The sequence below is a fragment of the Nevskia ramosa DSM 11499 genome, from assembly GCF_000420645.1.
Classification (GTDB): Bacteria; Pseudomonadota; Gammaproteobacteria; order Nevskiales; family Nevskiaceae; genus Nevskia; species Nevskia ramosa.
The window spans coordinates 177953-203383 of the sequence record NZ_ATVI01000007.1 but is presented as its reverse complement, the minus strand read 5'-3'; the positions used below and the strand labels follow the sequence as shown (position 1 = coordinate 203383).

Genomic DNA, 25431 nt, shown 5'->3' with positions numbered 1-25431 from the left:
CGACCGTATCGCAACAGTCGTACACCATTCGTCGCCTCGTCCGACAAGCGGCTAGCCGATTCGATTTTGTCTTGCCATAATCCGCGCAGATTTTCCGTACTGCGCCGTATGGATGCAGTGCAACAACCTCTCAATCAGCTGGCATTCAATCTGGAGAAGCCTCATGGGTCAGTACAACGCCCCGTTGCGCGACATGCAGTTCGTCCTTCATGAGTTGCTCGGCGTCGAAGCCGAACTGAAGTCGATGCCGCAGCACGCCGAACTCGATGGCGACACGATCAACTCGATCGCCGAGGAAGCCGGCAAGTTCGCCAGCGAAGTGATCTTCCCGCTGAACCAGAGCGGTGACGAGGAAGGCTGCCAGCTCGACAAGGCCAGCGGCGTGGTCAAGGCCCCGAACGGTTTCAAGGAAGCCTATGCGTCGTATGTCGACGCGGGCTGGCCGGCACTGGCCTGTGATCCGGAATTCGGCGGCCAGGGCCTGCCGGAAGTGGTCAACAACGTGCTGTACGAAATGCTCAACTCGGCGAACCAGGCCTGGACGATGTATCCGGGCCTGACTCACGGCGCCTACGCCGCACTCCGCGTGCACGGCACGCCCGAGCTGAAAGCGCTGTATCTGCCGAAGATCGTCTCCGGCCACTGGACCGGCACCATGTGCCTGACCGAAAGCCATTGCGGTACCGATCTCGGCATGCTGCGTTCGAAGGCCGAGCCGAACGGCGACGGCAGCTATGCGATCAGCGGCCAGAAGATCTTCATCTCGGCCGGTGAGCATGATCTCGCCGAAAACATCGTCCATCTCGTGCTCGCCCGTCTGCCCGACGCACCGGTCGGCACCAAGGGCATCTCGCTGTTCGTCGTGCCGAAGTTCATCCCGAACGCGGATGGCTCGCTCGGCGCCCGCAACGGCGTCAAGTGCGGCGCGCTGGAACACAAGATGGGCATTCACGGCAATGCCACTTGCGTGATCAACCTCGACGGCGCCACCGGCTGGCTGGTCGGCGAAGCGAACAAGGGCCTGAACGCCATGTTCGTGATGATGAACGGCGCCCGTCTCGGCGTCGGCATGCAGTCGCTGGGTCTGGCCGAAGTGGCGTACCAGAACTCGCTGGCCTATGCGAAGGATCGTATCCAGATGCGTTCGCTGACCGGCCCGAAGGCGCCGGACAAGGCGGCCGATCCGATCATCGTCCACCCGGACGTGCGGCGCATGCTGCTGACCCAGAAGGCCCACGTGGAAGGCGCGCGCGCGTTCACCTACTGGTCCGGCCTGCAGCTCGACAAGGAGCACTACCACCCGGATGAAAAGGTTCGCAAGGAATCCGCCGACCTGATGGCGCTGCTGACGCCGATCGTCAAGGGCTTCATCACCGAGCAGAGCTATGTCTCGACCACTCTCGGCATGCAGATCTTCGGCGGCCACGGCTACATCAAGGAATGGGGCATGGAGCAGTACGTCCGCGATGCCCGCATCAACATGATCTACGAGGGTACCAACGGCATCCAGGCGCTCGATCTGCTCGGCCGCAAGGTGCTCAGCGACATGGGCGCCAAGCTGATGAAGTTCGGCAAGATGGTGTCCGACCTGGTCAAGGCTGAAAGCGGCAATGAAGCGATGGCCGAATTCATCAAGCCGCTCGGCGAACTGGGCCAGGAAGTGCAGAAGGTGACGATGGAAATCGGCCAGAAGGCGATGAAGAACGCCGATGAAGTGGGCGCCGCTTCGGTGCCGTACATGCACCTCGTCGGCCATCTCGTTTACGCCTACTTCTGGACCCGCATGGCGAAGATCGCGCTGGACAAGCAGGATCAGGGTGACTTTTACAAGTCCAAGCTGATTACCGCGCGCTTCTACTTCCAGAAAATGCTGCCGGAAACGGCGATGAACCTGAAGCAGATCCGTTCGGGCGCTTCCTCGCTGATGGAAATGCCGGAAGCCTTGTTCTGAGGCAACGAAAAAGCCGCCCGGTGTCAGCCGGGCGGCTTCAGGATTGAAACCTTGCAGCGGCGTTCGAGCAATCGAACGCCGCTGTTTTCGTTGGGTCTGCTTACGCGATGACCACCGGAATGCCGGCGATCCCAGAAATTCGCTCCTTCCAGATCTTCGGCCCGGTCTCGTGCACCGAAGTACCGGCGGAATCGACCGCTACCGTCACCGGCATGTCCTTGACGGTGAACTCGTAGATCGCTTCCATGCCGAGGTCTTCGAAGGCCATGACTTTCGAGGCCTTGATCGCTTTCGAGACGAGATAGGCCGCGCCGCCGACCGCCATCAGATAGACGGCCTTGTTGTCCTTGATCGCGTCGATCGCGATCTGGCCGCGCTCGCTTTTGCCGACCATGCCGAGCAGACCGGTGGTTTCCAGCATCTGGCGGGTGAACTTGTCCATGCGCGTGGCGGTGGTCGGGCCAGCCGGGCCGACGACTTCATCACGGATCGGGTCGACCGGGCCGACGTAATAGATGAAGCGATTGGTGAAGTCGACCGGCAGCTTCTCGCCGCGGTTGAGCATGTCGATCATCCGCTTGTGGGCGGCGTCGCGGCCGGTCAGCAGCTTGCCGTTGAGCAGAACCACTTCGCCCGGCTTCCAGCTGGCTACTTCTTCGCGGGTGACGGTATCGAGATTGACGCGACGGGCGCCGGCCGGCGAATAGGTCAGTTTCGGCCAGTCTTCGAGGCTCGGCGGATCGAGCGAGACCGGGCCGGAACCGTCGAGCACGAAATGGGCGTGACGGGTCGCCGCGCAGTTCGGAATGATCGCTACCGGCAGGTTCGCGGCGTGGGTCGGGTAGTCGAAGATCTTGACGTCGAGCACTGTGGTCAGGCCGCCGAGACCTTGTGCGCCGATGCCGAGCGCGTTGACCTTGTCGAACAGCTCGATGCGCAGCTCTTCAAGCTTGGTCAATGGTTCTTTGGCTGCGCCGCGAGCCTTCAGCTCCGGCATGTCGATCGGCTCCATCAGCGATTCCTTGGCCAGCAGCATCGCCTTTTCGGCGGTGCCGCCGATGCCGATGCCGAGCATGCCCGGCGGGCACCAGCCGGCGCCCATCGTCGGCACCGTCTTCAGCACCCAGTCGACGATCGAATCCGATGGATTGAGCATCGCGAACTTCGATTTCGCTTCCGAGCCGCCGCCCTTGGCAGCGACCGTCACTTCCACTTCATGGCCCTGGACGATGCTGACGTTGACCACCGCCGGCGTGTTGTCCTTGGTGTTGCGGCGGCCGAACGCCGGATCGGCGAGCACCGAGGCGCGCAGCTTGTTGTCCGGGTGGTTGTAGGCGCGGCGCACGCCTTCGTTGACCATGTCCTCCACACCCATCGTCGCATCCGGCCAGCTGATGTTCATGCCGATCTTGAGAAAGACCGTGACGATGCCGGTGTCCTGGCAGATCGGCCGATGGCCTTCGGCGCAGAGCCGCGAATTGATCAGGATCTGGGCAATCGCGTCCTTGGCAGCCGGCGACTGCTCGCGCTCGTAGGCGGCGGCCAAGTTCTTGATGTAGTCGACTGGGTGGTAGTACGAGATGTACTGCAGCGCGTCGGCGACGCTCTGGATCAGGTCTTCCTGCCGGATGGCGGTGGTGCTGGCGTGGCTCGGGGCGGTCATGGCTGGCGCGGGGGCTGGATCGGGATGGCGATTTTAACCGTCCGCCGTCAGTGGCGGATTGCTTCAGACGTTGGAACGCTTGCGCTGAGCCTTTGGAGCCGTCGGCATCGGCGCGGCGAGGGCAGTGGGAAGCTGCTCCTCGTCGCTGGCCACCATCGCTTGCGAGGCCAGGTTGATCCGGCGCAGCAGCCCGATGCAGCGCGTCAGCTCGGCCTGCGAAACGTCTTTCAGCAGCTGCTGTCGTACGTCCATGACGATGGTCTGGATTTCCGTGCAGACAGCCTTGGCACGCGGCGTCAGATGAATGTGGCGAGCGCGGCGATCACCGGGACAGGCCTTGCGCTCGATCCAGCCATCGGCGGCCAGGCGATCGAGCAGGCGCACCAGAGTGGGCGATTCGATCTCCAGATGCTTGGCGATTTCGGTCTGGATCGGCGGGCCGTCGGCGCGCATCAGATACAACAGCGGCATCCATTTCGCCTGCGACAATCCCAGCGGTGCAAGGCGGCGATCGATCACTGCGCGCCAGTCGCGCGGCACCGTCCGCAGCAGTTGCACGAATTCCTGGATGTCGTTCATGACAGGAGTGTAATAGATAGTTAGCAAGCTAGCATATAGCCAGCTAGGCAAGATATGCTGCGCGCACTGGATCGGATGTCCGGCTGTTGATGGTGTCCGACGCCCCCGGTTTTCTGGAGCTGTCATGAACAAGTCTTTCCCGCTGAAGTCGGCCGCCATGCTGACGGTGTTGCTGAGCGCCGCCTGCTCAGGATCCAAAGCCCCACCGGCGCCTGCTGCGCCACAGGTCGTCGTGCAGACCATCGCGCCGCGCGCGATCGATGTCACCGCCGATTACGTTGCCCAGACCGAAGCGCTGAACGAGGTCGAGATTCGTCCCAGAGTCGGTGGCCTGCTGGAAACCCAGGGGGTTGTCGAAGGCTCGAAGGTGAAGAAGGGCCAGCTGCTGTTCGTCATCGATGCCCAGCCTTACGCGGCTGCCGTTTCGCAGGCGAAGGCGGCCCTGGCGCTGGCGCAGGCGGCGCTCGATCAGTCCGATCGCGATCTCGCCCGCGTGCGGCCGCTGTCGACGATCGACGCGGTCAGCCAGCAGGAACTCGATGCCGCAATCGCCCGCCATGATTCGGCGCGCGCTCAAGTCGAAGCGGCCGGGGCTTCGCTGCAGACCGCCGAGCTGAATCTCGGCTACACCCGCGTGGTCTCGCCGATCGATGGCGTCATCGGACGTGCGCAGCTCAAGGTGGGCGGCCTGGTCACGGCCTACACGACCTTGCTCAGTACGGTCTATTCCACCGATCCGATGTACGTGAACTTCGCGATCAGCGAAGCGCGGGTGCTGGAGATCCAGCGTGAACTGGGCGGTGCGCTGAATCAGAGCGCAAAGTCCGAGCGCGCTTTCCGGGTGCTGCTGGTCGACAACTCGATCTATCCGCACCCCGGCAAGATGAATTTCATCGATGCCGCGGTCGACAACACCACCGGCACCTTGAAAGTGCGGCTCGAAGTGCCGAACCCGGACCAGCTGTTGCGTGCCAATCAGTTCGCCCGGGTGCGCGTCACCACCCAGCACCTGACCGGTGCCATCGTCGTGCCGCAACGCGCGCTGCAGGAGTTCCAGGGCAAGAACTTCGTCTGGGTGATCGATGGCGAGAAAAAGGCGGCCCAGCGCGACGTCGTGCTCGGGCCGAGAGTCGAGCAGGACGTGATCATCCATGACGGTCTCAAGGCCGGCGACGCGGTGGTCATCGACGGCATGCAGAAACTGAAGCAGGGCGTCACCGTGGCGATCAAGGAGCCAGCCACTGCCGATGCGCCGGTGAATGGCACCGCGAACGGTTCGGGCAAGGAGCCGCCCGCTGCCGGTGGTGACAAGCCAGCCGCGGCCGATGCCAAGCCGGCAGCCGCGTCATGATCAATTTCTTCATCGATCGGCCGATCTTCGCGACGGTCATCGCGATCCTGATCACCCTGGCCGGCGGCGTGGCGATGACCGCGCTGCCGATCGCCCGCTATCCGCAGATCACGCCGCCGACCGTGGTCGTCACCGCGACCTTCCCGGGTGCCGATGCGGCAACCGTAGAGCAGTCCGTTGCCGCGCCGATCGAGGCACAGGTCAACGGCGTGCCGAACATGATCTACATGTCCTCGAAGGCATCGAACGACGGCGTGTACACGCTGACGGTGAGCTTCGAGATCGGCACCGATCAGGATATTGCCGCGGTCAACGTGCAGAACCAGGTGGCGATCGCCCAGCGCTCGCTGCCGCAGGAAGTGATCCGCCAGGGCGTGACGGTGCAGAAGCGCCAGCCGCAGCCGCTGCTGTTCATTTCCCTGCGGGCCAGCGATCCGCGCTACGACTATCTGTGGTTGTCGAACTACGCCACCTTGCAGATCTATGACGCGCTGGCACGTATTCCCGGCGTCGGCACGGTGACCGTGTTCGGCGCCCGCGACTACGGCATGCGCATCTGGATGGACCCGCAGAAGATGGCGCGCTTCGGCGTCACCACGCAGGACATCGCCCGCGTGCTGAACGAGCAGAACGTGGTCGCACCGGCCGGTACCGTTGGCGCGGAACCGGCGCCGAAAGGTCAGGAAATGCAGTTCCCGGTGACGGTCAAAGGCCGCCTCAGCAGCGTCGAGGAATACGAGAACATCATCGTCCGCGCGCGGACCGAAGGCCTGCTCGTCCGGCTCAAGGATGTCGCTCGCATCGAACTGGCGGCCACCGATTACGCCCGCTCCAGCCGTCTCGATGGTCAGCCGGCCGCGAACATCGGCATTTACCAGCTGCCGAACGCCAATGCGCTCGACGTCGCCCATCAGGTGCAGACGACGATGGCGACCCTGGCGAAAAGCTTTCCGCCCGGCATCACCTATTCGGTCCCGTTCGACACCACCTTGTTCGTGTCGGAATCGCTGCACGAAGTGATCTTGACCCTGGCGATCGCCGCGGCGCTGGTCTTGCTGGTGGTGTTCATCTTTCTGGAAAGCTGGCGCGCCACCCTGATCCCGATGCTGGCCGTGCCGGTGTCGCTGATCGGTACCTTCATCGCCTTCGCGGTACTCGGTTTTTCGATCAACACGCTGACCCTGCTGGCGATGGTGCTGGCGATCGGTCTGGTCGTCGATGACGCGATCGTGGTCGTCGAAGCGGTAACCGAAAAGATGGATCACCACGGCATGAACGCCCGTGATGCGACACGCGCGGCTCTGAAGGACGTGGCCGGGCCGGTGGTCGCCATCGCCCTGGTGTTGACGGCGGTGTTCGTGCCGGTGGCCTTCCTCGGCGGCCTGACCGGTCTGTTCTACCGGCAGTTCGCGTTGACCCTGTCGATCTCGGTGCTGATCTCGGCATTCGTCGCGTTGAGCTTCATTCCGGCGCTGTGTGCGCTGCTGCTGAAGCCGACGGCGGAATCGCGCTGGTCCGGTCTGCCCGGCCGCTTCTTCGGAGCCTTCAATCGCGGCTTCGGCAGTTTTGCCAAGGGTTACAGCCGCATCGTGCAGCGCTCGCTGCTGCATCGTGCGCTGCCGATCGCGGTGTTCGTCGTCCTGGTGGCGGGTGCCGTGGTGCTGGTCGAGCAACGGCCGGCTGGCTTCCTCCCGGACGAAGATCAGGGCTATCTGCTGATCAATGCCCAGCTGCCGCTCGGTGCTTCGCTGCAGCGCACCGAAGCGGTGATGGAGAAGTTCCGCAAGATCGTCGACGAGAAATTTCCGGAGGTCGAAAGCTTCATCGCCATCAACGGCTTCAGTCTGATCACGCGCGTCAATACGCCCTACAGCGGCACGGGCTTTCTGGTACTCAAGCCCTGGGCGGATCGCGGCGGCGCCAATTCCAATGCCTTCGCGATCGTCCGCAGGCTCAATCAGGAATTGGCGTCCCTGAGCGAGGCCAGCTTTCTGGTACTGAATCCGCCGTCGATTCCCGGCATCAGCGCCACCGGTGGTTTCGAGTTCCTGCTCGAAGATCGCCGCGGCGGCGATGTCGGCGAACTGGCGCAGATCTCTCAGGAACTGGTCGCCGAAGCCTCGAAGCGTCCGGAGATCAGCCGCATCTTCACGCTGTTCACCACCAAGGTGCCGCAGATCGAATACAAGATCGATCGCGATCGGGTGAAGACGCTGGGCGTGCCGATCTCCGATGTCTTCGGCGCCTTGCAGTCCTTCCTCGGCGGCGCCTACATCAACGACTTCAATCTGTACGGCCGCACCTTCCGCGTAACCGCGCAAGCGGAAGCCGGCGCGCGCAGTTCGCCGGATTCGGTCAACAACCTGTATGCACGCTCGGAGAACGGCGAGATGGTGCCGCTGTCGACCCTGCTCAGCATCATCAACCGTCAAGGTCCGGAGTCGATCGACCGCTACAACGTCTATCGCGCGGTGAGCATCACCGGCAATCCGGCGCCGGGTTATTCCTCCGGTGACGCCGTCAAGGCGATGGAAGAGATCGCCGCACAGGTGCTGCCGGAAGGCTACGGCTACGAGTGGACCGGCCAGACCTACCAGGAAAAGAAATCCGGTGGTCAGGCGCCGCTGATCTTTGCGATGGCGATGCTGTTCGTGTTCCTGGTGCTTGCTGCGTTGTACGAAAGCTGGGCGGTGCCGTTCGCGGTGCTGCTGAGCATCCCGTTCGCGGTGTTCGGTGCCTTCGGCGGGTTGGCCTTGCGCGGCATGTCCAATGACATCTACGCCCAGGTTGGCGTGATCATGCTGATTGGCCTGGCGGCCAAGAACGCGATCCTGATCGTCGAGTTCGCCAAGCTGGCCCGCGAGCGCGGCGCCAGCCTGGTCGATGCAGCGATGGAAGGTGCACGACTGCGTCTGCGGCCGATCCTGATGACCTCGTTCGCGTTCATCCTCGGTGCGGTACCGCTGGCGATCGCCAGTGGCGCCGGTGCTGCCGCGCGTTCGGTGCTCGGCACCGCCGTGGTGTTCGGCATGACTGCGGCAACGATGATCGGCATCTTCCTGATCCCGCTGCTGTACGTGCTGGTGCAGGGCACGGCCGATCGTCTGCGGCCGGCGAAGGCGCCTGCTGCCGCACCTGCGCCGCAGACGCATGGAGACGCGCCATGAGCGCGAGCAAACGCAATCTGATCTTGGCGACGGCCTTGCTGGTCGCGTTGACCGGCTGCGCGCTGGGCCCGGACTACGAGCGGCCTGAACTGACGCTGCCGGAGCGCTTCCGAGGCGATGCGCCGCCGGCGCTTGATCCGGCTGTCGACACGGCGCTGGCCGAAAGCGACTGGGCCGCGGTCTACACCGATCCGGCGTTGCGCGCGCTGATCCAGCAGGCGCTGTCCGGCAATCTCGACGTGCGCATCGCCGCCGCGCGTATCGAGCAGGCGCGTGCCACGGCGGGCGCGACAGGCCTGGCGCTGTTCCCGCAGATCAGCCTCACTGCCGATCACACGCGCAACAAGCAGTCGGAACTGGCGGTCGGCGCGCCGAACATTCCGCGCGATCTGACCACCAATCGCGTGTCGTTGACCGCGACCTGGGAGATCGATCTCTGGGGCCGTCTGCGCCGCTCGACCGAAGCTGCCCGCGCCGAATTGCTGGGCGCGGGCTACGCACGTCGCGGCGTCGTCGTGGGATTGATCGGCGATGTCGCCAGCGCCTACTACAGCCTGCAGGCGCTCGACGAACAGCTGGCGATCACCCGCCGCACCATCGGCACGCGCGAGAAATTCGTCGAGCTGACCCAGGCCCGCCACGAGCGCGGCGTGATCAGCGGCCTCGATGTCGCCACCGCCGAAGCGCAGGCCGCAGCGGCACGCGCCAATCTGCCGGAACTGCAGCGCCAGATCACCCTGGTCGAGGATCAGCTGAGCCTGTTGCTCGGTGGCTTCCCGGCTGCGATTGCCCGCGGCGAAGAGATTCATGAACTCGGCCCGGAACCGCCGGCGGGTCTGTCGTCGAGCCTGCTCGAACGGCGGCCTGATCTGCTGCTTGCCGAAAGTCGGCTGAAAGCCGCGAATGCGCGAGTCGGTGTCGCCAAGGCGGCCTTGTTCCCGCGGCTGGCCTTGACCGGCACCTTCGGCACCGCGACGCAGTCGCTTGGCGATCTGTTCACCCAGCCATCGAACGCGTTCTCGTTCGGCGGCAATCTGCTGCAGCCGCTGCTCGATGCCGAACGCAATCTCTACCAGGTCGATCTCGCCGATGCCCGCAAGCGCGAAGCGATCCTGAGCTACGAGCAGGCGGTGAAAGGCGCGTTCCGCGAAGTGGCGGATTCACTTGCCGAGCGCAGCCAGTACGAAGCCTTCGAGCATGAGCAGGAAGCGCGAGTGTCAGCGCTCAGGCGCGCCGATGGCATCGCCCTGGCGCGTTACCGGATTGGTTTTTCTTCGTACTTCGACGTCATCAACGCCGAACGCGATCTGTTCGATTCAGAGCTGGCGCTGACCGCCGCCCGCCGCAACACGCGGCTGGCGGCAGTGCGCCTGTATCGCGCGCTCGGCGGCGGTTGGGCCGCAGCGGAACCAGAGCCGGCGCCCGAGCCCGGCGGGGTGACCGTGCCGGGCTGAGCGCCGCAATCGGCCTCAATCGTCGTGCGCGTTGGCAAGCACGGCGAAGCTGGCGGCATCGAGCTTCAGTTCGCGGCGCTGGCCCTTGGCGTCGATCACTTCGACTTCGAAACCGTCGTGGTCGAAGCTGATCTCGCGCAGCCGGCGATAGCCGTCGGCTTCGAGCTTGCTCAGCAGGCGATCGAGGGTGTCGACATCGAAGCCGACATCGTCGTCATCGTCGAAATCGGGCCGGGCGAAGCGAGTCTTGCTGCCATCGGCTGACAGATAGACCTGCGCCGCATCGCCCTTGGCATCGCGGGCTTCAACTTTCCAGTTGCCGAACAGCACGGGTTCGATTTCTTCGATGTGCTGGAAGCCGCCGGCCCGAAGCTGGGCCGAGATGGCGCGCAGGCTGCCGATGTTGTCGGTATTGCTGTCGGCGGCGGTGGCCAGAGTCGGCACGCCGAACATCAGGCTGGCGGCGAGGGTGATCGGAATCAGTTTGCGCATGGGGTTTCTCCGGTTAGCGTCCCTGCAGGCTGCGCGCCGCCTTCTGGCGTGACCGTGAACGGCTCGTTCATGATCGGTTCACAGCATCCATGCGAAACCGCCGCGATGAAAACCTGTTTGCTGATGACTGCCGCTGCATTGCTGATCGTCATCGGCACCGCCAATGCCGACAAGGATGACCACGGCCAGCGCCTGCGCGCAGCCGTGGCCAGCGGCCAGATCGTGCCGCTGAAATCGCTGCTCGATCGCATCGAGGCCAGTTATTTCGGCCAGGTGTTGGAAGTCGAACTCGATGATGATGACGATCAATTGATCTACGAGATCGACTTCCTGACGCCGGCCGGCGCCAAGATCAAGTTCGAGTTCGATGCCACCAACGGCCTTCTGCTGAAGTCCAAGGGACGCGGCCTCGAAGAAGCGGCGCGCCCCCAATGATTTTTCCGGTGAGGGCGCGATGAGAGTGCTGATCGCCGAAGACGACCAGCCGCTCGCCGAGGGCCTCGCGCAGCTGCTGACTCGCCACGGCCTGATCGTTGACCACGCCAACGCCGGTGACCGCGCCGACTATCTGCTGCGTACCGAAAGCTACGACGCCGTGGTGCTCGATCTCGGCCTGCCGGTGCGCGATGGTCTGAGCCTGCTGCGCGAGTGGCGCGACGACGGCATCAAGACGCCGGTGCTGATCCTCACTGCGCGCGGCCGCTGGCCGGACAAGGCCGCCGGCTTCACCGCCGGCGCCGACGATTACGTGGTCAAGCCCTTTGAACCGATGGAAGTGGTTCTCAGATTGCAGGCGCTGATCCGCCGCTCGGCCGGCGAGGCGAGTGCCCGCATCGTCCACGACCGGCTGGTGCTCGATACCGGGCTGGCACAGGTCACGGTCGACGGCATGCCGGTTGATCTCACCGCCCAGGAATACAAACTGTTCGCGTACTTGATGCACGCCCGCGATCGCCTCGTTTCGCGTACCGAACTCGCCGAGCACGTCTATGCCCGCGACCGCGATCCGGACTCGAATTCGATCGATGTATTGATCGGCCGGCTGCGCCGCAAGCTGCCGGATGGCCTGGTCGAAACCGTACGCGGCTTGGGCTTCGTGATTCGCCGGCCGTGAAAGCACCGCTGAGTCGGCGGCTGGTCGTGGTCGCCGCGATCACGGTGGCGCTGCTGCTGCCGGTCGCGGGTGCGTTGCTGTCGGCGGCATTCCGGCAGTCGGTCGAAACCGGTTTCGATCAGCGGCTCGAAGCGCTGCTGACCACGCTGGCCGGACTGATCGAGAACGGCCCGACGGACGACACGACGCTGACTTTGTCGCGGCCGTTGGCTGATCCGCGCTTCGAGCGTCTGCATTCCGGCTGGTACTGGCAGATCGCCCGCGCCGATCAGGTGCTGGCGACTTCGCGCTCGCTGTGGGATGACCGGATAGCGGCGACTGCAATGCCTTTGCTCGGCCCGCGTGGCGAGCCGCTGCGTGCCAAGCAACTCGATCTGCTGTTGCCGACCGGAGGCTCGCCAGTGCATCTGCTGATCGTCGGGCCACAGCGCGAGATCGAGATTGAAGTCGCGGCCTTCAATCGCTTGCTGGTAATCGCGCTGGGTTCACTCGGCCTGCTGCTGATTGCAGCATTCGCAGTGCAGATCCGCTGGGGGCTGGCGCCACTGCGCCGGCTCGGCGATCAGCTGAAGCGGGTTCGCAGCGGCGATCAGCCAACGCTCGCCACGTCATTGCCGCGTGAGCTGCCCGGCGATCTGGCCGAGGTCGCGACCGCTATCAACGAGGTGCTGGCGCATCAGCAAGCGCTGATCGAACGCGCTCGCAGCGCCACCGGCAATCTCGCCCACGCGCTGAAGCAGCCGCTGGCGGCACTCCATCTGCAACTCGATGGCGAGAAGCTGGATCGTTCTGCCGTCCGCGAATCACTGGCCCGGATCGGCGAGACAGTCGACCATCACCTGTCCCGCGCCGCCGCCGCCGGCCGGGTCAGCGGCCTGTATGGACGCGCGTCGCTGCGCGACAGCCTGCTGCCGATCGTCGAGGCGGTTCGTTCGATCCACGTCGCGCGCGGTCTGACCATCGTCGCCGAGCTACCGGCTGGACGCAGCGTGCGGATCGACGTGCAGGATCTACAGGAACTGGCCGGCAACCTGCTCGACAACGCCGCACTCGCCGCGCGCAGTGAAGTGCGCCTAAGCGTGATCGACGAAGCCGACGGCCTGCTGATGCTGATCGATGACGACGGCCCGGGCATTCCCGATGCCGCCCATGCGCTGGTCATCGAACGTGGCGTGCGTCTCGACGAACAACGGCCCGGCTCGGGGCTGGGCCTGTCGATCGTCCGTGATCTCGCCGAGCTGCATGGGCTGGCGCTGAGCTTGTCAGCCAGCCCGCTTGGTGGGCTGCGGGTCGGCTTGCGCTTTTCTGCAGGCGCTCGTGCCACCCAAGGTTGAAGCGGCGTTGGGACGGACTTCAGTCTTCCGAGCCGATTTGCGCTGGAATCCCGAATGAAAGACGGCTTTCAAGGTTAACAAGCAGTCAATAGAAAGTGTGATTTCGCTCACGGATGGCCGCGAACGATCTCGTTATAAGAATTGGGAAATTTCGAGTTTCTAATCGACGTTGTCCCAGCGCGAGATCACCATGATTCGTCCGTGTTTCAGTTTTCTGGCTGCGTTTTCTGTACTGGGCATCGTCTCAGCGCTCACCGCGCCGCCTTTGTCGGCGTCGGGCGCAATACCGGATGCCTTCAATCTGGTTCCAAGGCGGGATGCTGCGCCGGGAAGTGAACAGGTCAGCGAACCAGTTACGGTTTATGGGCTCGATACATTGGCGACGGCGAACCTGGACTTCGGCAGCCTCAGTATCAACGGCGGACCGTTTTCTACGGCTCTCAGCGAAATCAGAAACGGAGACGTACTGCGCGTCAAACTGGCAGCCCCGAGTAATTACTCCGCAGCGGCAACGGCCACCCTGAGCATCGGCGGCGTCGCCAGCACTTTCGTGGTCAGCACCATTGCCCTCCGAACGACACCGGATTTGTTCCGCTTCGTTCCAGTGCTCGGTGCTGAGCCGGGACTTGAGTACGTCAGCGCTACGATCGTTGCATCGGGTATCAACGCGCCTGTCCCCGTTTCGATTGTTGGTGGTCGCTACAGTGTCAATGGTGGAGAGTGGACGGTGTCCCCCGGGCAAATAGTCAACGGCGATTCGATCCGGCTGTCAGTGGCCGCGATCAGTCAGCCTGCTGGTTTCGCTTCTGCAAGCCTGACGGTAGGCACTGTCAGGTCACAGTTTTCGGTGGTGAACAGCGGTGCCGATACCGTTCCCGATTTGTTCCGGTTCCCAGGGCCTGTTGCTGGTTTGTCTGCCTTGGCTCAGACCAGCAAGACAATCCTGGTCAGCGGCATTTCCGGACCGACCACGATCAGCAGCGCGGAGGGCACTCGCTTTCGCGTCAATGAAGGCTCGTATTCGTCTCTGCCTGGCGTTGTCTATCCTGGAGACAAGGTCTCTCTCTATGTGATTGCGGGTCCGATGCGCAACGATCTTCGTAGTGGTTCGGTCACTATCGGTGGCGTGAGCGCCAGCTTTCAGGTGCAGACCAATGCACCATCTGACGATGTATCGGAGCCCTTTGCGTTCTATCCGGCGACGGTGCTGCCGGGAACCGAAGTCTTCAGTTCCCCGGTGCTGGTTGAAAACATCAATGTGCCGACACCGATTTCGGTCAGCGGCGCACCGTTCAGTATCAACGGGGGTGCCTACTCATCGCAGGACGCCTTGGTGAAGGCCGGCGACATCGTGACGATGAAACTGCTCGCACCTGCGACGTCGGGCCAGACCAAGTCGGCGACGCTGACAATCGGTAGCGGCTTTCTCGGTTCGCGCCGAGCCACCTGGAAAGTAACCGCGAAGACGCCGAGCAAGCCGAATGCGTTCACCTTGGTCAATGCAAACCTCTATGCCGGTGGTACGGTCCCGCCCGGTAGCGTGGTCACGACGGCGCCGGTGATCCTCGGTAATGCCACCAAGCCTGTCGCGGTAAAGGTATCCGGAGGCTTTTACAGCATCAACGGTGGACGTTACGTATCGACGGACGGCGTGGCCGCCAACGGCGATTCGATCGCCGTTCAGATGAACGCGTCTTCGGCATACGAGACGGCGTCGTCGGTGACGCTGAGTCTGGGTTCGAAGTCCGCCAAGCTGTCGGTCACTACCTGCAAGGATCCAGTACCGTTGACTGCCAGTGCCTATGATGGCACCACTGCCTTCATCTACCGGAACCTGTCTCCGGTACCCTTGCGTGTTTTCGTGGCGTATCCGAAAGGTTGGAAGGCGCAGGATCGTCGGGCTGCGCGCGTGCAGTTCTTCGGTGGCGGTTACAACCACGGCGATGCGGGTGGGGCGGTCAGCGCAGCGAAGTACTGGGCCAAGCGCTCCGGCTATGTTGGCTTCGCTCCAGATTACCGGGTCAATGAACGTTTCGGCACCTCTCCAACGACCGTAGCGGACGATAACCGGGCCATCGTCCGATGGATCATGGAAAACGCTTCGACACTGGGCGTCGACCCATCTCGTGTCGTCGTGGCAGGGGGGTCCTCGGCGGGTGGCAGTGCTCTTTTTGCGGGCCTGCCCAGCCCGCCGGCGACTACCGATCCACTCAGTTCTCCACTGTTTCCGGTGGCGGCGATGTCGATCCGCAGCGGAGCCATTGACGTCGGCAATGGGGATGGAACCTACGCATCATCGAAGACCGATTATTTCTTCCCGGTCTCGAATCAGATTTCGCCAGCGCGCCATCTTGAAGCGCGGACGCCACCGGTGATCATGACCCACGGCGATGCCGATGAGCAGGTGCCTCAGTCCGATGCCATCGAGGCCTGCAATCAGCTGGTGGCCCTGGGGACGCGCTGCGAGTTTCACAACGTGCCTGGCGGCCGGCACAGCCTTCCGACGAGTGCATCGGATCAGGAAAAGCTCGATGACGAGGCGTTCATGACCTCGATCGGTGTGCTCCCTTCGCTGCGCTGAGCGCAGCGAAGGCCAGGGCTTACTTCTCGACGAAAGCGCGCTCGAACACGTAATCGCCCGGCTGGCCGATGCCGGGTGAAACGACGAAGCCGCGCTTGTCGAGCATCGCCCGGGTATCGGCGAGCATCGATGGGCTGCCGCAGATCATGCCGCGATCAGTTTCCGGGTTCAGCGGCGGCAGGCCGATGTCCTCGAACAGCTTGCCGCTCTCGATCAGATCGGTTAGGCGGCCGCGGTTCTTGTATGGCTCGCGGGTCACGGTGGGGTAGTAGATGAGCTTGTCGCGCACCAGTTCGCCGATGAATTCGTCGTTCGGCAGGTCCTTGGTCAGATAGTCCTGGTAGGCCAGTTCGCTGACCAGGCGCACGCCGTGGATCAGCACGACCTTGTCGAAATCTTCGTAGGTCGCCGGGTCGCGGATGATGCTCATGAACGGCGCCAGGCCGGTGCCGGTGCCGAACAGGTACAGATTCTTGCCCGGCTTCAGGTCGTGGATGATCAGGGTGCCGACCGGCTTGTCGCTGACGAGGATCGGATCGCCGACCTTCAGATGCTGCAGCCGCGAAGTCAGCGGGCCTTCTTCGACCTTGATCGAGAAGAACTCCAGATGTTCCTGGTAGTTGGCGCTGGCGATCGAATACGCGCGCATCAGCGGCTTGCCGTCGACGTGCAGGCCGATCATCACGAAATGGCCGTTCTCGAAGCGCAGGCCCGAGGTTCTCGTGGTGCGGAAGCTGAACAGGCTTTCGTTCCAGTGATGGACGTGGGTGACGGTTTCAGTGAGGAACTTGGCCATGACGGTCTGCGGGGCACCAGTGCAAAGGGGTCGCTAGTTTAATCGTTCAAGCGAGATCGGCAGGCGATCCTTCGGAATCGGCAAGCTGGTGAAGTCCTGCGCCATCACGTAATCGTTCGGCACGGTGAAGCGGAAGCGCAGCAGCAACTGATGGAGGATGGTCTTCACTTCCATCATTCCGAAGTGCATGCCGATGCACTTGTGCGCGCCGCCACCGAACGGTGTCCACAGGAAGGGATGACGCTTGTCTTCGGCGCGCGCGGCGCTGAAGCGTTCGGGATCGAAGCGCTCAGGTTCGCTCCACCATTCCGGCATGTGGTGGGTCATCCACGGCGTGACCGACACCATCGAGCCTTTCGGCAAGCGAACGCCCTTGAACACGCATTCCTCGGTGACGCCGCGCGGCAGGATCGGCACCGGGGCGGCAATGCGCAGCGTTTCCTTGATCGCGAGGCTGGTGTCCTCGAAGCGGTCGAGATCGGCGTAGCTCAGCGGACCAGAGCCTATTGCCCTGCATTCGTCGCGTAGGCGCTCCTGCCAGGCCGGCTGCCTGGCGAGCTGGTAGATCAGGTTTGAGAGCGTGATCGTCGAGGTGTCGTGCGCGGCCATCAGCACGAAGATCATGTGGTTGACGATGTCGGCATCGGAGAACAGCTCGCCATCCTCGGTGCGTGCTTCGCACAGCCGCGAGAACAGATCCGACCCCGGATTGGCGCGCTTCGCCGGAACCGCGCGCTCGAAATGCCGCTCTAGCAGCTTCCGTCCCTTGAGTCCGGCGTTCCAGCGCGTACCGGGCACTGCCGTACGGATCAGGCCGGTCGCGGCCTGTACGGTATCGAGGAAAGCGTCGTTGATGGCATCGGCGTCGTCGCCAGGGTTCTGGCCGACGAAGACCTCGCTGCCGATATTCAGGGTCATCGACTTCAGGCGCTTGAACAGCAGGCAAGGCCCGGCTTCCCAGCCTGCGAGTTCGCTATCGATGCTTGTCTGCATGCGGTCGAAATAGCCGAGCAGGGCTTCGTGCGAGAACGCTGCGTTCATGATCCTGCGGTGCAGGCGATGCTCGTCGAAGTCGAGCAGCATCAGCCCGCGATTGAAGAACGGCCCGATGAAGTAGGACCAGCGCGCGTTCTCGAACAGGTTGCCGCGGTTCTGCAGCACGAACTGGTTGGCATCCGGCCCGAACAGGAAATGAATCTGGGTGCCGAAGGCATCGATCTTGACGACTTCGCCGTGGCGGTCGTACAGGCGGCGCAGGAAGCTGTGTGCGTCGGTGATGTAGGCGAGGCTGGAGCCGATCAGCGGCCAGCTGCGGTGATGCGGCGCTTCGCGAACGGCCGCAGGCCATTCCGTGTGCACATCGGTCATAAGCCACGTTCTCCTGTCGCGATCGTTCTGTCTTTACTTGTGGTTCTGATTCGACGGAAGATCGAATTGAACAAACGGTATATAACATGGACGAGAAACGATCGGACACAAAAAACGCCGCGTCAGCGGCGTTCGTTGATGGCGACCCGTCCCGAAGGACGGTGGCGCTCCTACCCGGATTCGAACCGGGGTTAAAGCCGTGAGAGGGCTCCGTCCTAGGCCTCTAGACGATAGGAGCGTGGTCAGTGCGGGCGGATTATAGGGGTAGTGCCGCGATACAGCCAGCCTCGCGTTCAACGCCGTCGTGATCATCCGAAAGTCAGCAGATATGCGGGCTTGCCGCGTCCTCGCGTAAACTTCGCGCACCCGCCCGTCCCCGCCCGTGATTTCCAAGGTCGAAGAGACGCAGAGCCAAGGCCATTCGAACAAGCTAGAGATCAGCCATCACCGAGCCGAACCGTACCCCGCGCGAGCAGCATCCGATTTCGCGCGCCAATATTTCCCAAGGCGCCCTAAAGGTGCTCTACGGCTTGAAGGACGCCGGCTACGAGGCCTACATGGTCGGCGGTGGCGTTCGCGACCTGCTGGCGGGCATCGAGCCGAAGGACTTCGATATCGCGACGAGCGCGCACCCGGACCAGATCAAGCGGGTGTTCCGCAGCTGCCGCCTGATCGGCCGCCGCTTCATGATCGCCCACGTCCGCGCTGGCGAGGAAATCCTCGAAGTGACGACCTTCCGGGGCCCGATCACCGATAGCCACGAGCGTGACGAGACCGGCCGCATCCTGTCCGACAACGTCTACGGCACGCTGGAGGAAGACGCGTTCCGCCGCGATTTCACCGTCAACGCGCTGTACTACGACATCCGCGATTTCTCGATCGTCGATTTCTGCGGCGGCATCGACGATCTCAACGCCCGGCGCCTGCGCCTGATCGGCGATCCCGAACTGCGGTATCGCGAAGACCCGGTGCGCATGCTTCGCGCCGTGCGCATCGCCAACAAGCTCGGCTTTGGCATCGATCCTGAATCGGCCGAGCCGCTCAATCGTCTGGCCTCGTTGCTGCGCGAGATTCCGCCGGCGCGTCTGTTCGATGAAATCCTCAAGCTGTTCCTGAACAAGGACGCGCTGGCGAACTTCGATGGCCTGCGCAAGCACGGCTTGTTCGCGGAATTATTCCCAGGCACCGAGCGGGCGATCAGCGCCGCCAAGCGCGATCTCGAACTGCTGCGCATCGCACTGGCCAACACCGCGGACCGCATCAAGCGCGACATGCCAGTGACGCCGGCCTTCCTGTATGCCGCGCTGCTCTGGCCGCAGTACGCGGACCGCACGTATGAGCTCGAAGTCGAGCGCGGCCACGATCCGCAGACCGCACAGACCCAGGCGGCCGACGAAGTGCTTGCCAAGCAACAGCATCGGATCGCGATTCCGAAGCGCTTCTCGCTGCCGATGCGCGAAATCTGGGCGGTTCAGCCGCGGTTCGAAGATCTGCGTCCAGGCCGCGCCAAGCGCCTGCTGACGCATCCGCGTTTCCGCGCTGCCTACGATTTCCTGCTGCTGCGTGCCCAGGCCGGTGAGCCTGGTTGCGCCGCGCTGGCCGACTGGTGGACCAAGGCGCAGATCGGCGTGACCTTGCCGGCGCCGATCGACGGAGACGGTGCCGATGAAGGCGCCGAAGCTGACGTTGCTGGCGAACCGGCCGGCGAGGGCGCAGCAAAGAAGCGCCGCCGTCGTGGTGGTCGTAATCGTCGCAAGGGCTAGGCTCCAGGCAACGTAGCCGATGCGTGTCTATCTCGGCCTCGGCGCCAATCTCGGCGCGCCGGCCGTGCAGGTCGAACGGGCGCTGATGCTGATCGCGGCGCTGCCGGATACCAGACTGGTCGCGCGCTCCTCGCTGTATCGCAGTGATCCGGTCGGGCCGGCGGGTCAGCCCGACTACTGCAATGCCGCCTGCATGATCGACACCACGCTCGAACCGCTGGCGCTGCTCGATGCCATGCAGGCGATCGAAGTCGATGCTGGCCGCATTCGTGATGGCATCCGCTGGGCCGCGCGCCTGCTCGATATCGACCTGTTGCACATCGAAGGCCTGAGCCTGTCGACACCGCGCCTGCGTCTGCCGCATCCGCATCTGCAGGAACGCAACTGGGTGCTGGTGCCGCTCGCGGATTTCGCGCCGACGCTGGACATTCCCGGCCTCGGGGTCGTCTCCGAACTCGCCGAGCGCCTTGGTCGGTCGGGGCTGCGGGCCTGGAGCTGAGCATTCGGCTCGGTGTTCAGCCATGCGCGCTGAGCCGTCCGAACTTGCTGCGGTAGCGCGCCTGCAGGCCGGGGTCGGGTGCCAGCTGCAGTGCGATCTGCAGGATCTCGTCGGAGTGCTCTGTATCGCCGAAGCGCTGCAGCAGTTCCGCCGCCAGAAAGAAGAAGCGCGGATCAGTCTGATTGAGCAGGATTGCCTGTCGCGTTTCGCGATAGGCGCGCGGCTCATCCCGTTCCTTCAGCGCGGTCAGCGCGAGCTGGAAATGGTAGTACGGGTTCTGCTCCAGATAAGCCTGTGCGCGCTCGTGAAAATAGGTGGCGAGCTGCGCGTTGCCGAGCTGCGCATGGATGTCGGCTGCGGTGTTGTAGCTGGACACGCTGCGCGGCTCCAGCAGCAGCGCCTGAGTGATCGCGATGCTCGCGGCTCGCAGCTGACGGTCCAGCAGATAGAGGCTGGAAAGGTTGGCCCACAAATAACCGGCGTCCGGCAGCAACTCCAGTGAACGCAGCTGATAGCGCAAGGCTTCATCGTGACGCTGCTGCAGGCGCAACTCCACAGCGCGATTGTTATAGAACTGCGCCAGGGCGGTTTGGTCGCTGACGATCCGCTGATCGTAGCGGGGGCTGTAGTCCTCGCCACTGACGTCGACGATCTGATGTTGCGGTGACGACAGATCGATCCGTACGTTGATGTGCCGGTAAAGCAGCAAGGTCTGGTCGTCGCCCAGTTCCCAGATCGGCGGAATGTCGACTTCGTTGAACTTCGCCGGAATGCCCACTTCGCGAGCGAGTGCGACGAACAACAAGGTGTAGCTCAGGCAGTTGGCGCGTTTTTGCTGAAAAGCCTGTTCGGCACTCAAGGTGGCTTCGGCGTCGTAACGCAGATGGCGGCCGTTCTCGGCATGCAGTGCGGCGGCCAGCGCGCGGGTCTTGTCGCTGATGCTGAATTCTTTGCGGGTGGCGTCCTGCGCGAAGCGGCGCATCTCGTCGCTGACCAGCAGCAACGAGGACAGATCTTCGAGGGGCAGCGAGTCGGCCGCGGCCGGTATTCGATCGGCACCGGAGAGCGCCCAGGCGACATCGTCATTCGAGATCGACGGTTGTTCAGGCAAGCTGGCACAACCTGCCAGCGTTGCGGAAACGGCCATCAGCAGCATCGCAGCTTGCATCCGCCCGATATTCATTCGATCTCCTCCTGCCGGCCGGTGACACTGCGTTCGCCGGTTGCGCCGATTCAGGTTACTCCGTTGAGGGCGGCCTTCCAGCGCTTTTCGCAGCGGCGATTTCATCGCTGCGCGCCATGAAAGCCGACGAAAAACCGCGTGATATATTTCGCCGCCGCGTCGATCGCTGGAAGCCCGCTCGCAATGACCGCCAAACCCGCCGCACCCAGCGCGCAAGTCCACATCTCCGAGTTGCGCCGCATGCGCGATGCCGGTGAACGGATTGCCTGTCTGACCTGCTACGACGCCAGCTTCGCGCTGATCGAGGACCGTGCCGGCGTCGATGTGATCCTGATCGGCGATTCGCTGGGCATGGTCATCCACGGCCGGAACTCGACGACGGCAGTGACCGTTGCCGACATCGCCTATCACTCCCGTGCCGTCGCGCCGCATCTGAAGCGGGCGTTCCTGGTCGCCGATCTGCCGTTCCTGAGCTTTGCCACGCGTGAGCGCGCGCTCGATGCCTCGCAGCGGCTGATGCAGGAGGGCGGGGCGAAGATGGTCAAGCTCGAAGGCGGCCGCGAGCAGGCCGACATCGTCGAATACCTGTCGGTGCGTGGCGTGCCGGTCTGCGCCCATCTCGGTCTGCAGCCGCAGCTGATCCACAAGATGGGCGCCTTCAAGGTGCAGGGTCGGGACAATGCTGCCGCCGAGGCGATGCTCCACGACGCACGTATTCTCGAGGAAGCAGGTGCTGACATGCTGCTGCTCGAATGCGTGCCGTCCAAGCTGGGCAAGCAGATCACCGACGCCGCTCAGGTGCCGGTGATCGGCATCGGCGCCGGGCCTGATGTATCGGGCCAGATCCTGGTGCTGCATGACATCCTGAACATCTCGCCGATGGTCACGCTCGGCCGCACGCCGCGCTTCGTGCAGAACTTCATGCAGGGCGGGGCGGATATCGAAACGGCAATCCGCGCCTATGTGCAGGCAATCAAGAGCGGCGCCTATCCGGCGCCCGAGCACTGCTTCTGAGGTTCTTCGAAACCCCGGTGGCATCCGTGTTCGCACCTGATCTGCCGAAGCTGGATGCCTGGCGTTTCAAACTGGGCTTGTGGCTGCTGTTCCTGCTGGTCGTCATCCGCTTCGCCTGGATGTCCGACGACGCCTACATCAGCCTGCGCACGGTGTGGAATTTCACCCACGGCTACGGGCTGACCTGGAATCCGGTCGAGCGGGTGCAGGCTTACACGCATCCGCTGTGGCTGTTCCTGCTTGCCGGCGTGCACGCAATCAGCGGCGAGATGTATCTGACCGTGCTGGTGGTCTCGATCCTCTGTTCTGCGCTTGCCGTGGCCTTTGTCCTATGGCGTCTGGCCACGCGCCTGCCGCAGGCGATCGCATTCGTCGCGCTGCTGCTGTGCTCGCAGGCCGTGCTCGATTACACGACCTCGGGCCTCGAGAATCCGCTGTCGTTCCTGCTCGCTGCGACCTTCTGCTGGCTGTGGCTTGCGCCTGCCGAACAGCCGAAGCCCTTGTTCCGCCTGTTTCTGGTCGGCTGCCTGCTGACCTTGAACCGGCTCGATCTGGTGCTGCTGGTGCTGCCGGCGCTGGCCTGGCTGCTGTGGCGGCGGCGCTCCTGGCGTAGCCTGGGTCTGGCCTCTCTGGCCTTGCTGCCGCTGCTGGCTTGGGAAGTGTTCTCGCTGATCTATTACGGCGTGCCGTTTCCGAACACCTATTACGCGAAGCTGAGCACCGGCATTCCGGCCGTCGAGTACCGCTTGCAGGGTTTGCTGTATCTCGTCGATCTCGCGACTCACGATCCCGGCACCTTGCTGCTGGTGCTGCTCGGTATCGGCGCTGCGTTTGGCAGCGGCGCGCGACGGCCAATGGCGTTCGGCCTGCTGTTGTATCTGGTCTATGTGGTGTCGGCCGGCGGCGACTTCATGCAAGGACGTTTTCTCAGCGTACCGGCGTTCATCGCCGCGATCCTGCTGACGGCCGGGCGTGACGACGGTACGCAGCCATTCGGCGACAAGGCGATGCTGGGCAGCGTCGCGCTGATCGTGGTGCTGGCGGCAAGCCGGCTGATCGACATCGAAGGGCCGGACCCGCTGATTCGCGCTTCGGGCATCGCCAACGAGCGTCAGTACTACGCAGGGTCGACCGCGCTGGCGACGCATAGCCGCGATCGTCCCGTGCCGTACAACCATCCCTGGGGCGAGCTCGGCAAGTCGATGAGGCAACGTCCGCCCGAGCGCATCTTCGAAGCCGGCGTGATCGGTTTCATGGGCTATGCGGCGGGGCCGACGGTGCAACTCGTCGATCACCATGCGCTGTCCGACGCGTTCCTCGCGCGCCTGCCGTGCCTGCGTCCCTGGCGCATCGGCCATTTCAAGCGCGCCTTTCCCGATGGTTATCTCGCTTCCCTGCGCAGCGGCGAAAACCGTATCACCGATCCGGCGCTGCGGCCGCTGTACGACGACGTGCGTCTGGTCACCCGTGGCGAGTTGTTCAGCGCCGAACGCTGGGCGGCGATCGGCCGGCTGAACCTTTACCGTGTTGCCGACGCCGCGCCAGCGTCGCCCTGATCCTCATCCCCACGAATTCACCGATGAACACCGTGCACCTCGCGTCCGAACTTCGCGCCCAGATTTCGCAATGGCGCGCCCGCGGCGAACGCATTGCCCTGGTGCCGACGATGGGCAACCTGCACGCCGGACATCTGGCGCTGGTCCGTCACGCCCACAGCTTGGCTGATCGCGTGGTCGTCACCGTGTTTGTCAATCCGCTGCAGTTCGGCCCGAACGAGGATTTCGGCCGCTATCCGCGCAGCTTGCCGGAGGACGTGCGCCAGCTTGAAGCGCAAGGCGTCGATCTGGTCTACGCGCCGCCTGTCGAGGAGGTCTATGTCAACGGCTTCCCGCCGGCGACGACGATCACCGTGTCACCGCTGTCGGCCGAGCTTGAAGGCGCGTTCCGGCCCGGCTTCTTCACCGGTGTGGCGACTGTGGTCGCGATCCTGTTCAACAGCGTGCAGCCCGATGTCGCGGTGTTCGGCGAGAAGGACTGGCAACAGCTGCAGATCGTCAAGCGGATGGTCGCCGATCTGCGGATGCCGGCGGATGTTGTCGGCTATCCCACCGAACGTGCGGCGGACGGTCTTGCGCTGTCCTCGCGCAACCAGTATCTGACGCCTGCCGAGCGCGAGCAGGCGCCCGGGATTCATGCTGCGCTGCAGGCGGTGGCCGCTGGCCTAAGGGCTGGTCGCGATGACTACGCAGCGCTCTGCGCGGAGCAGATGCAGCGGCTCGAAGCGGCCGGTTTCCGTCCGCAGTACCTCGAAGTGCGGACGCCGGTGCTGGCGCAGCCCACAGCGGGCGACAAGGACTTCGTCGTGCTGGTCGCCGCGGTGCTCGGCACGACGCGGTTGATCGACAATCTGCGGGTCGAACAGCCGTAACTGCACCAATTTGACGCATCGGCGAATGCGTTCATAGCTACGGTAATCCCGTTTGTCGGGTGATTTCCGAGGTCTCGTTATTTCCTTAGGCCGGAAGGTTGGCGGCAAGCGTGAACCTCGTTACACTTTCGCGACTTGGTGCAGTGCTGATTCCTGTATCAACGGGCGTATGTCTTTGTGGGCCGCCCTCGGTCGTTGAACATCTTGATTCCGGGTGCATGTCTTTTTGGGCCACCCGCATCAAACAACCATCCAGGAAAGAAGCTCATGCAACTGACGATGCTCAAGTGCAAATTGCACCGTGCGCGTGTGACCCACGCTGAACTCGACTACGAAGGCTCCTGCGCGATCGACGGCCGCTTGCTCGATCTCGCCGGTATCCATGAGTACGAGCAGATCCAGATCTACAACGTCGGCAACGGCGAACGCTTCACGACTTATGCGATCCGCGCTGAAAACGGCAGCGGCATCATTTCGGTCAATGGCGCGGCAGCGCACAAGGCACGGGTGGGTGATCGTGTGATCATCTGCGCCTATGCCGAAGTCGAAGCCAACGTCGCCAAGCTGCACAAGCCGAAGCTGGTCTATTGCGACGAAGCCAACCGCGTCACTCGTACCGCGAACACCATTCCGGTGCAGGCCGCCTAGCAGTCGTTGCCGGGTGCCAATGAATTCGGCGCCCAAGCAGGCTTTA

The 25431-nt window shown here is 63.6% G+C and carries 20 protein-coding genes and 1 tRNA gene; 14 read left to right on the top strand and 7 right to left on the bottom strand.

The features are described from left to right. Positions 1 to 163: 163 nt before the first annotated feature. Positions 164 to 1951: an acyl-CoA dehydrogenase C-terminal domain-containing protein gene (locus G513_RS0112285; RefSeq protein ID WP_022977143.1), complete on the top strand. Its 1788-nt coding sequence runs from the start codon at positions 164 to 166 to the stop codon at positions 1949 to 1951. A 100-nt stretch (positions 1952 to 2051) separates the two neighbouring features. On the opposite strand, the gene G513_RS0112280 is transcribed toward G513_RS0112285, so the two are convergent. Together G513_RS0112280 and G513_RS22790 are read right to left on the bottom strand one after the other, a co-directional pair. Next, a complete protein-coding gene (locus G513_RS0112280; RefSeq protein ID WP_022977142.1) occupies positions 2052 to 3614 on the bottom strand; it encodes a fumarate hydratase in 1563 nt (520 codons plus the stop codon). Positions 3615 to 3677: 63 nt separating this feature from the next. Continuing rightward, positions 3678 to 4193 (bottom strand): MarR family winged helix-turn-helix transcriptional regulator, encoded by a 516-nt coding sequence (locus tag G513_RS22790; RefSeq protein ID WP_022977141.1) that lies wholly within the window; start codon positions 4191 to 4193, stop codon positions 3678 to 3680. A gap of 124 nt (positions 4194 to 4317) precedes the next feature. Between G513_RS22790 and G513_RS22785 the strand changes: the two genes are divergently transcribed. From G513_RS22785 to G513_RS0112260, 3 genes are read left to right on the top strand one after another with little or no spacing between them, the layout of a single operon-like run. Then, positions 4318 to 5544: an efflux RND transporter periplasmic adaptor subunit gene (locus tag G513_RS22785; RefSeq protein ID WP_022977140.1), complete on the top strand. Its 1227-nt coding sequence runs from the start codon at positions 4318 to 4320 to the stop codon at positions 5542 to 5544. Continuing rightward, positions 5541 to 8711 (top strand): efflux RND transporter permease subunit, encoded by a 3171-nt coding sequence (locus tag G513_RS22780; protein ID WP_022977139.1) that lies wholly within the window; start codon positions 5541 to 5543, stop codon positions 8709 to 8711. Before G513_RS22785 ends, G513_RS22780 begins: the two co-directional genes overlap by 4 nt. Then, entirely contained in the window at positions 8708 to 10165 is a 1458-nt protein-coding gene (locus tag G513_RS0112260; protein WP_022977138.1) for an efflux transporter outer membrane subunit, read from the top strand. The genes G513_RS22780 and G513_RS0112260 overlap by 4 nt, the downstream gene beginning before the upstream one ends. Positions 10166 to 10180: 15 nt before the next feature. Here G513_RS0112260 and G513_RS0112255 read toward each other — a convergent pair whose 3' ends face one another. Then, positions 10181 to 10657 (bottom strand): PepSY domain-containing protein, encoded by a 477-nt coding sequence (locus G513_RS0112255; RefSeq protein WP_022977137.1) that lies wholly within the window; start codon positions 10655 to 10657, stop codon positions 10181 to 10183. A 123-nt stretch (positions 10658 to 10780) separates the two neighbouring features. Between G513_RS0112255 and G513_RS0112250 the strand changes: the two genes are divergently transcribed. The 4 genes from G513_RS0112250 (at position 10781) to G513_RS24950 (ending at position 15686) form a co-directional block, all read left to right on the top strand. Then, positions 10781 to 11092 carry a PepSY domain-containing protein gene (locus G513_RS0112250; RefSeq protein ID WP_211219663.1) on the top strand — a complete coding sequence of 104 codons (312 nt, stop codon included), beginning with the start codon at positions 10781 to 10783 and terminating at the stop codon, positions 11090 to 11092. A gap of 19 nt (positions 11093 to 11111) precedes the next feature. Further along, entirely contained in the window at positions 11112 to 11771 is a 660-nt protein-coding gene (locus tag G513_RS0112245) for a response regulator transcription factor (RefSeq protein ID WP_022977135.1), read from the top strand. Further along, positions 11768 to 13105, top strand: a complete 1338-nt coding sequence (locus G513_RS0112240; protein WP_022977134.1) for a sensor histidine kinase — start codon at positions 11768 to 11770, stop codon at positions 13103 to 13105. The genes G513_RS0112245 and G513_RS0112240 overlap by 4 nt, the downstream gene beginning before the upstream one ends. A gap of 190 nt (positions 13106 to 13295) precedes the next feature. Further along, complete coding sequence (locus tag G513_RS24950) at positions 13296 to 15686, top strand: alpha/beta hydrolase (RefSeq protein ID WP_156891634.1); 2391 nt, start codon at positions 13296 to 13298, stop codon at positions 15684 to 15686. Positions 15687 to 15705: 19 nt separating this feature from the next. Here G513_RS24950 and G513_RS0112230 read toward each other — a convergent pair whose 3' ends face one another. From G513_RS0112230 to G513_RS0112220, 3 genes are all read right to left on the bottom strand, one after another. Continuing rightward, the gene (locus G513_RS0112230) at positions 15706 to 16482 is read right to left on the bottom strand and encodes a ferredoxin--NADP reductase (RefSeq protein WP_022977132.1); all 777 of its coding nucleotides are present in this window, start codon (positions 16480 to 16482) and stop codon (positions 15706 to 15708) included. A gap of 33 nt (positions 16483 to 16515) precedes the next feature. Further along, a complete protein-coding gene (locus G513_RS0112225) occupies positions 16516 to 17850 on the bottom strand; it encodes a cytochrome P450 (protein ID WP_022977131.1) in 1335 nt (444 codons plus the stop codon). Between the two features lie 162 nt (positions 17851 to 18012). Next, positions 18013 to 18088 (bottom strand) — tRNA-Glu (locus G513_RS0112220). Positions 18089 to 18293: 205 nt separating this feature from the next. Here G513_RS0112220 and pcnB point away from each other — a divergent pair. After that, positions 18294 to 19613: a polynucleotide adenylyltransferase PcnB gene (gene pcnB / locus G513_RS22770; RefSeq protein WP_051144414.1), complete on the top strand. Its 1320-nt coding sequence runs from the start codon at positions 18294 to 18296 to the stop codon at positions 19611 to 19613. Between the two features lie 19 nt (positions 19614 to 19632). After that, positions 19633 to 20112 carry a 2-amino-4-hydroxy-6-hydroxymethyldihydropteridine diphosphokinase gene (gene folK / locus G513_RS0112210; protein ID WP_022977129.1) on the top strand — a complete coding sequence of 160 codons (480 nt, stop codon included), beginning with the start codon at positions 19633 to 19635 and terminating at the stop codon, positions 20110 to 20112. A 16-nt stretch (positions 20113 to 20128) separates the two neighbouring features. On the opposite strand, the gene G513_RS0112205 is transcribed toward folK, so the two are convergent. Further along, entirely contained in the window at positions 20129 to 21295 is a 1167-nt protein-coding gene (locus G513_RS0112205) for a transglutaminase-like domain-containing protein (RefSeq protein WP_169560631.1), read from the bottom strand. Between the two features lie 183 nt (positions 21296 to 21478). Here G513_RS0112205 and panB point away from each other — a divergent pair, with 183 nt between their 5' ends. The 4 genes from panB to panD all read left to right on the top strand — a co-directional run bounded on the left by panB (position 21479) and on the right by panD (position 25385). Then, a complete protein-coding gene (gene panB / locus G513_RS0112200; RefSeq protein ID WP_022977127.1) occupies positions 21479 to 22309 on the top strand; it encodes a 3-methyl-2-oxobutanoate hydroxymethyltransferase in 831 nt (276 codons plus the stop codon). 17 nt (positions 22310 to 22326) lie between these two features. Next, entirely contained in the window at positions 22327 to 23865 is a 1539-nt protein-coding gene (locus G513_RS0112195; protein ID WP_169560629.1) for a glycosyltransferase family 39 protein, read from the top strand. Positions 23866 to 23888: 23 nt separating this feature from the next. After that, positions 23889 to 24737, top strand: coding sequence for a pantoate--beta-alanine ligase (gene panC, locus G513_RS0112190; RefSeq protein WP_022977125.1), 849 nt, complete (start codon positions 23889 to 23891; stop codon positions 24735 to 24737). A 267-nt stretch (positions 24738 to 25004) separates the two neighbouring features. After that, positions 25005 to 25385, top strand: coding sequence for an aspartate 1-decarboxylase (gene panD / locus G513_RS0112185; protein WP_022977124.1), 381 nt, complete (start codon positions 25005 to 25007; stop codon positions 25383 to 25385). Positions 25386 to 25431: the final 46 nt, after the last annotated feature.

What these genes read in the sequence shown, in the direction of transcription:
- G513_RS0112285 (WP_022977143.1), top strand. Translation starts at nt 164, where the DNA reads ATGGGTCAGTACAACGCCCCGTTGCGCGACATGCAGTTCGTCCTTCAT.
- G513_RS0112280 (WP_022977142.1), bottom strand. Translation starts at nt 3,614, where the DNA reads ATGACCGCCCCGAGCCACGCCAGCACCACCGCCATCCGGCAGGAAGAC.
- G513_RS22790 (WP_022977141.1), bottom strand. Translation starts at nt 4,193, where the DNA reads ATGAACGACATCCAGGAATTCGTGCAACTGCTGCGGACGGTGCCGCGC.
- G513_RS22785 (WP_022977140.1), top strand. Translation starts at nt 4,318, where the DNA reads ATGAACAAGTCTTTCCCGCTGAAGTCGGCCGCCATGCTGACGGTGTTG.
- G513_RS22780 (WP_022977139.1), top strand. Translation starts at nt 5,541, where the DNA reads ATGATCAATTTCTTCATCGATCGGCCGATCTTCGCGACGGTCATCGCG.
- G513_RS0112260 (WP_022977138.1), top strand. Translation starts at nt 8,708, where the DNA reads ATGAGCGCGAGCAAACGCAATCTGATCTTGGCGACGGCCTTGCTGGTC.
- G513_RS0112255 (WP_022977137.1), bottom strand. Translation starts at nt 10,657, where the DNA reads ATGCGCAAACTGATTCCGATCACCCTCGCCGCCAGCCTGATGTTCGGC.
- G513_RS0112250 (WP_211219663.1), top strand. Translation starts at nt 10,781, where the DNA reads ATGACTGCCGCTGCATTGCTGATCGTCATCGGCACCGCCAATGCCGAC.
- G513_RS0112245 (WP_022977135.1), top strand. Translation starts at nt 11,112, where the DNA reads ATGAGAGTGCTGATCGCCGAAGACGACCAGCCGCTCGCCGAGGGCCTC.
- G513_RS24950 (WP_156891634.1), top strand. Translation starts at nt 13,296, where the DNA reads ATGATTCGTCCGTGTTTCAGTTTTCTGGCTGCGTTTTCTGTACTGGGC.
- G513_RS0112230 (WP_022977132.1), bottom strand. Translation starts at nt 16,482, where the DNA reads ATGGCCAAGTTCCTCACTGAAACCGTCACCCACGTCCATCACTGGAAC.
- G513_RS0112225 (WP_022977131.1), bottom strand. Translation starts at nt 17,850, where the DNA reads ATGACCGATGTGCACACGGAATGGCCTGCGGCCGTTCGCGAAGCGCCG.
- folK (WP_022977129.1), top strand. Translation starts at nt 19,633, where the DNA reads ATGCGTGTCTATCTCGGCCTCGGCGCCAATCTCGGCGCGCCGGCCGTG.
- G513_RS0112205 (WP_169560631.1), bottom strand. Translation starts at nt 21,295, where the DNA reads ATGAATATCGGGCGGATGCAAGCTGCGATGCTGCTGATGGCCGTTTCC.
- panB (WP_022977127.1), top strand. Translation starts at nt 21,479, where the DNA reads ATGACCGCCAAACCCGCCGCACCCAGCGCGCAAGTCCACATCTCCGAG.
- panC (WP_022977125.1), top strand. Translation starts at nt 23,889, where the DNA reads ATGAACACCGTGCACCTCGCGTCCGAACTTCGCGCCCAGATTTCGCAA.
- panD (WP_022977124.1), top strand. Translation starts at nt 25,005, where the DNA reads ATGCAACTGACGATGCTCAAGTGCAAATTGCACCGTGCGCGTGTGACC.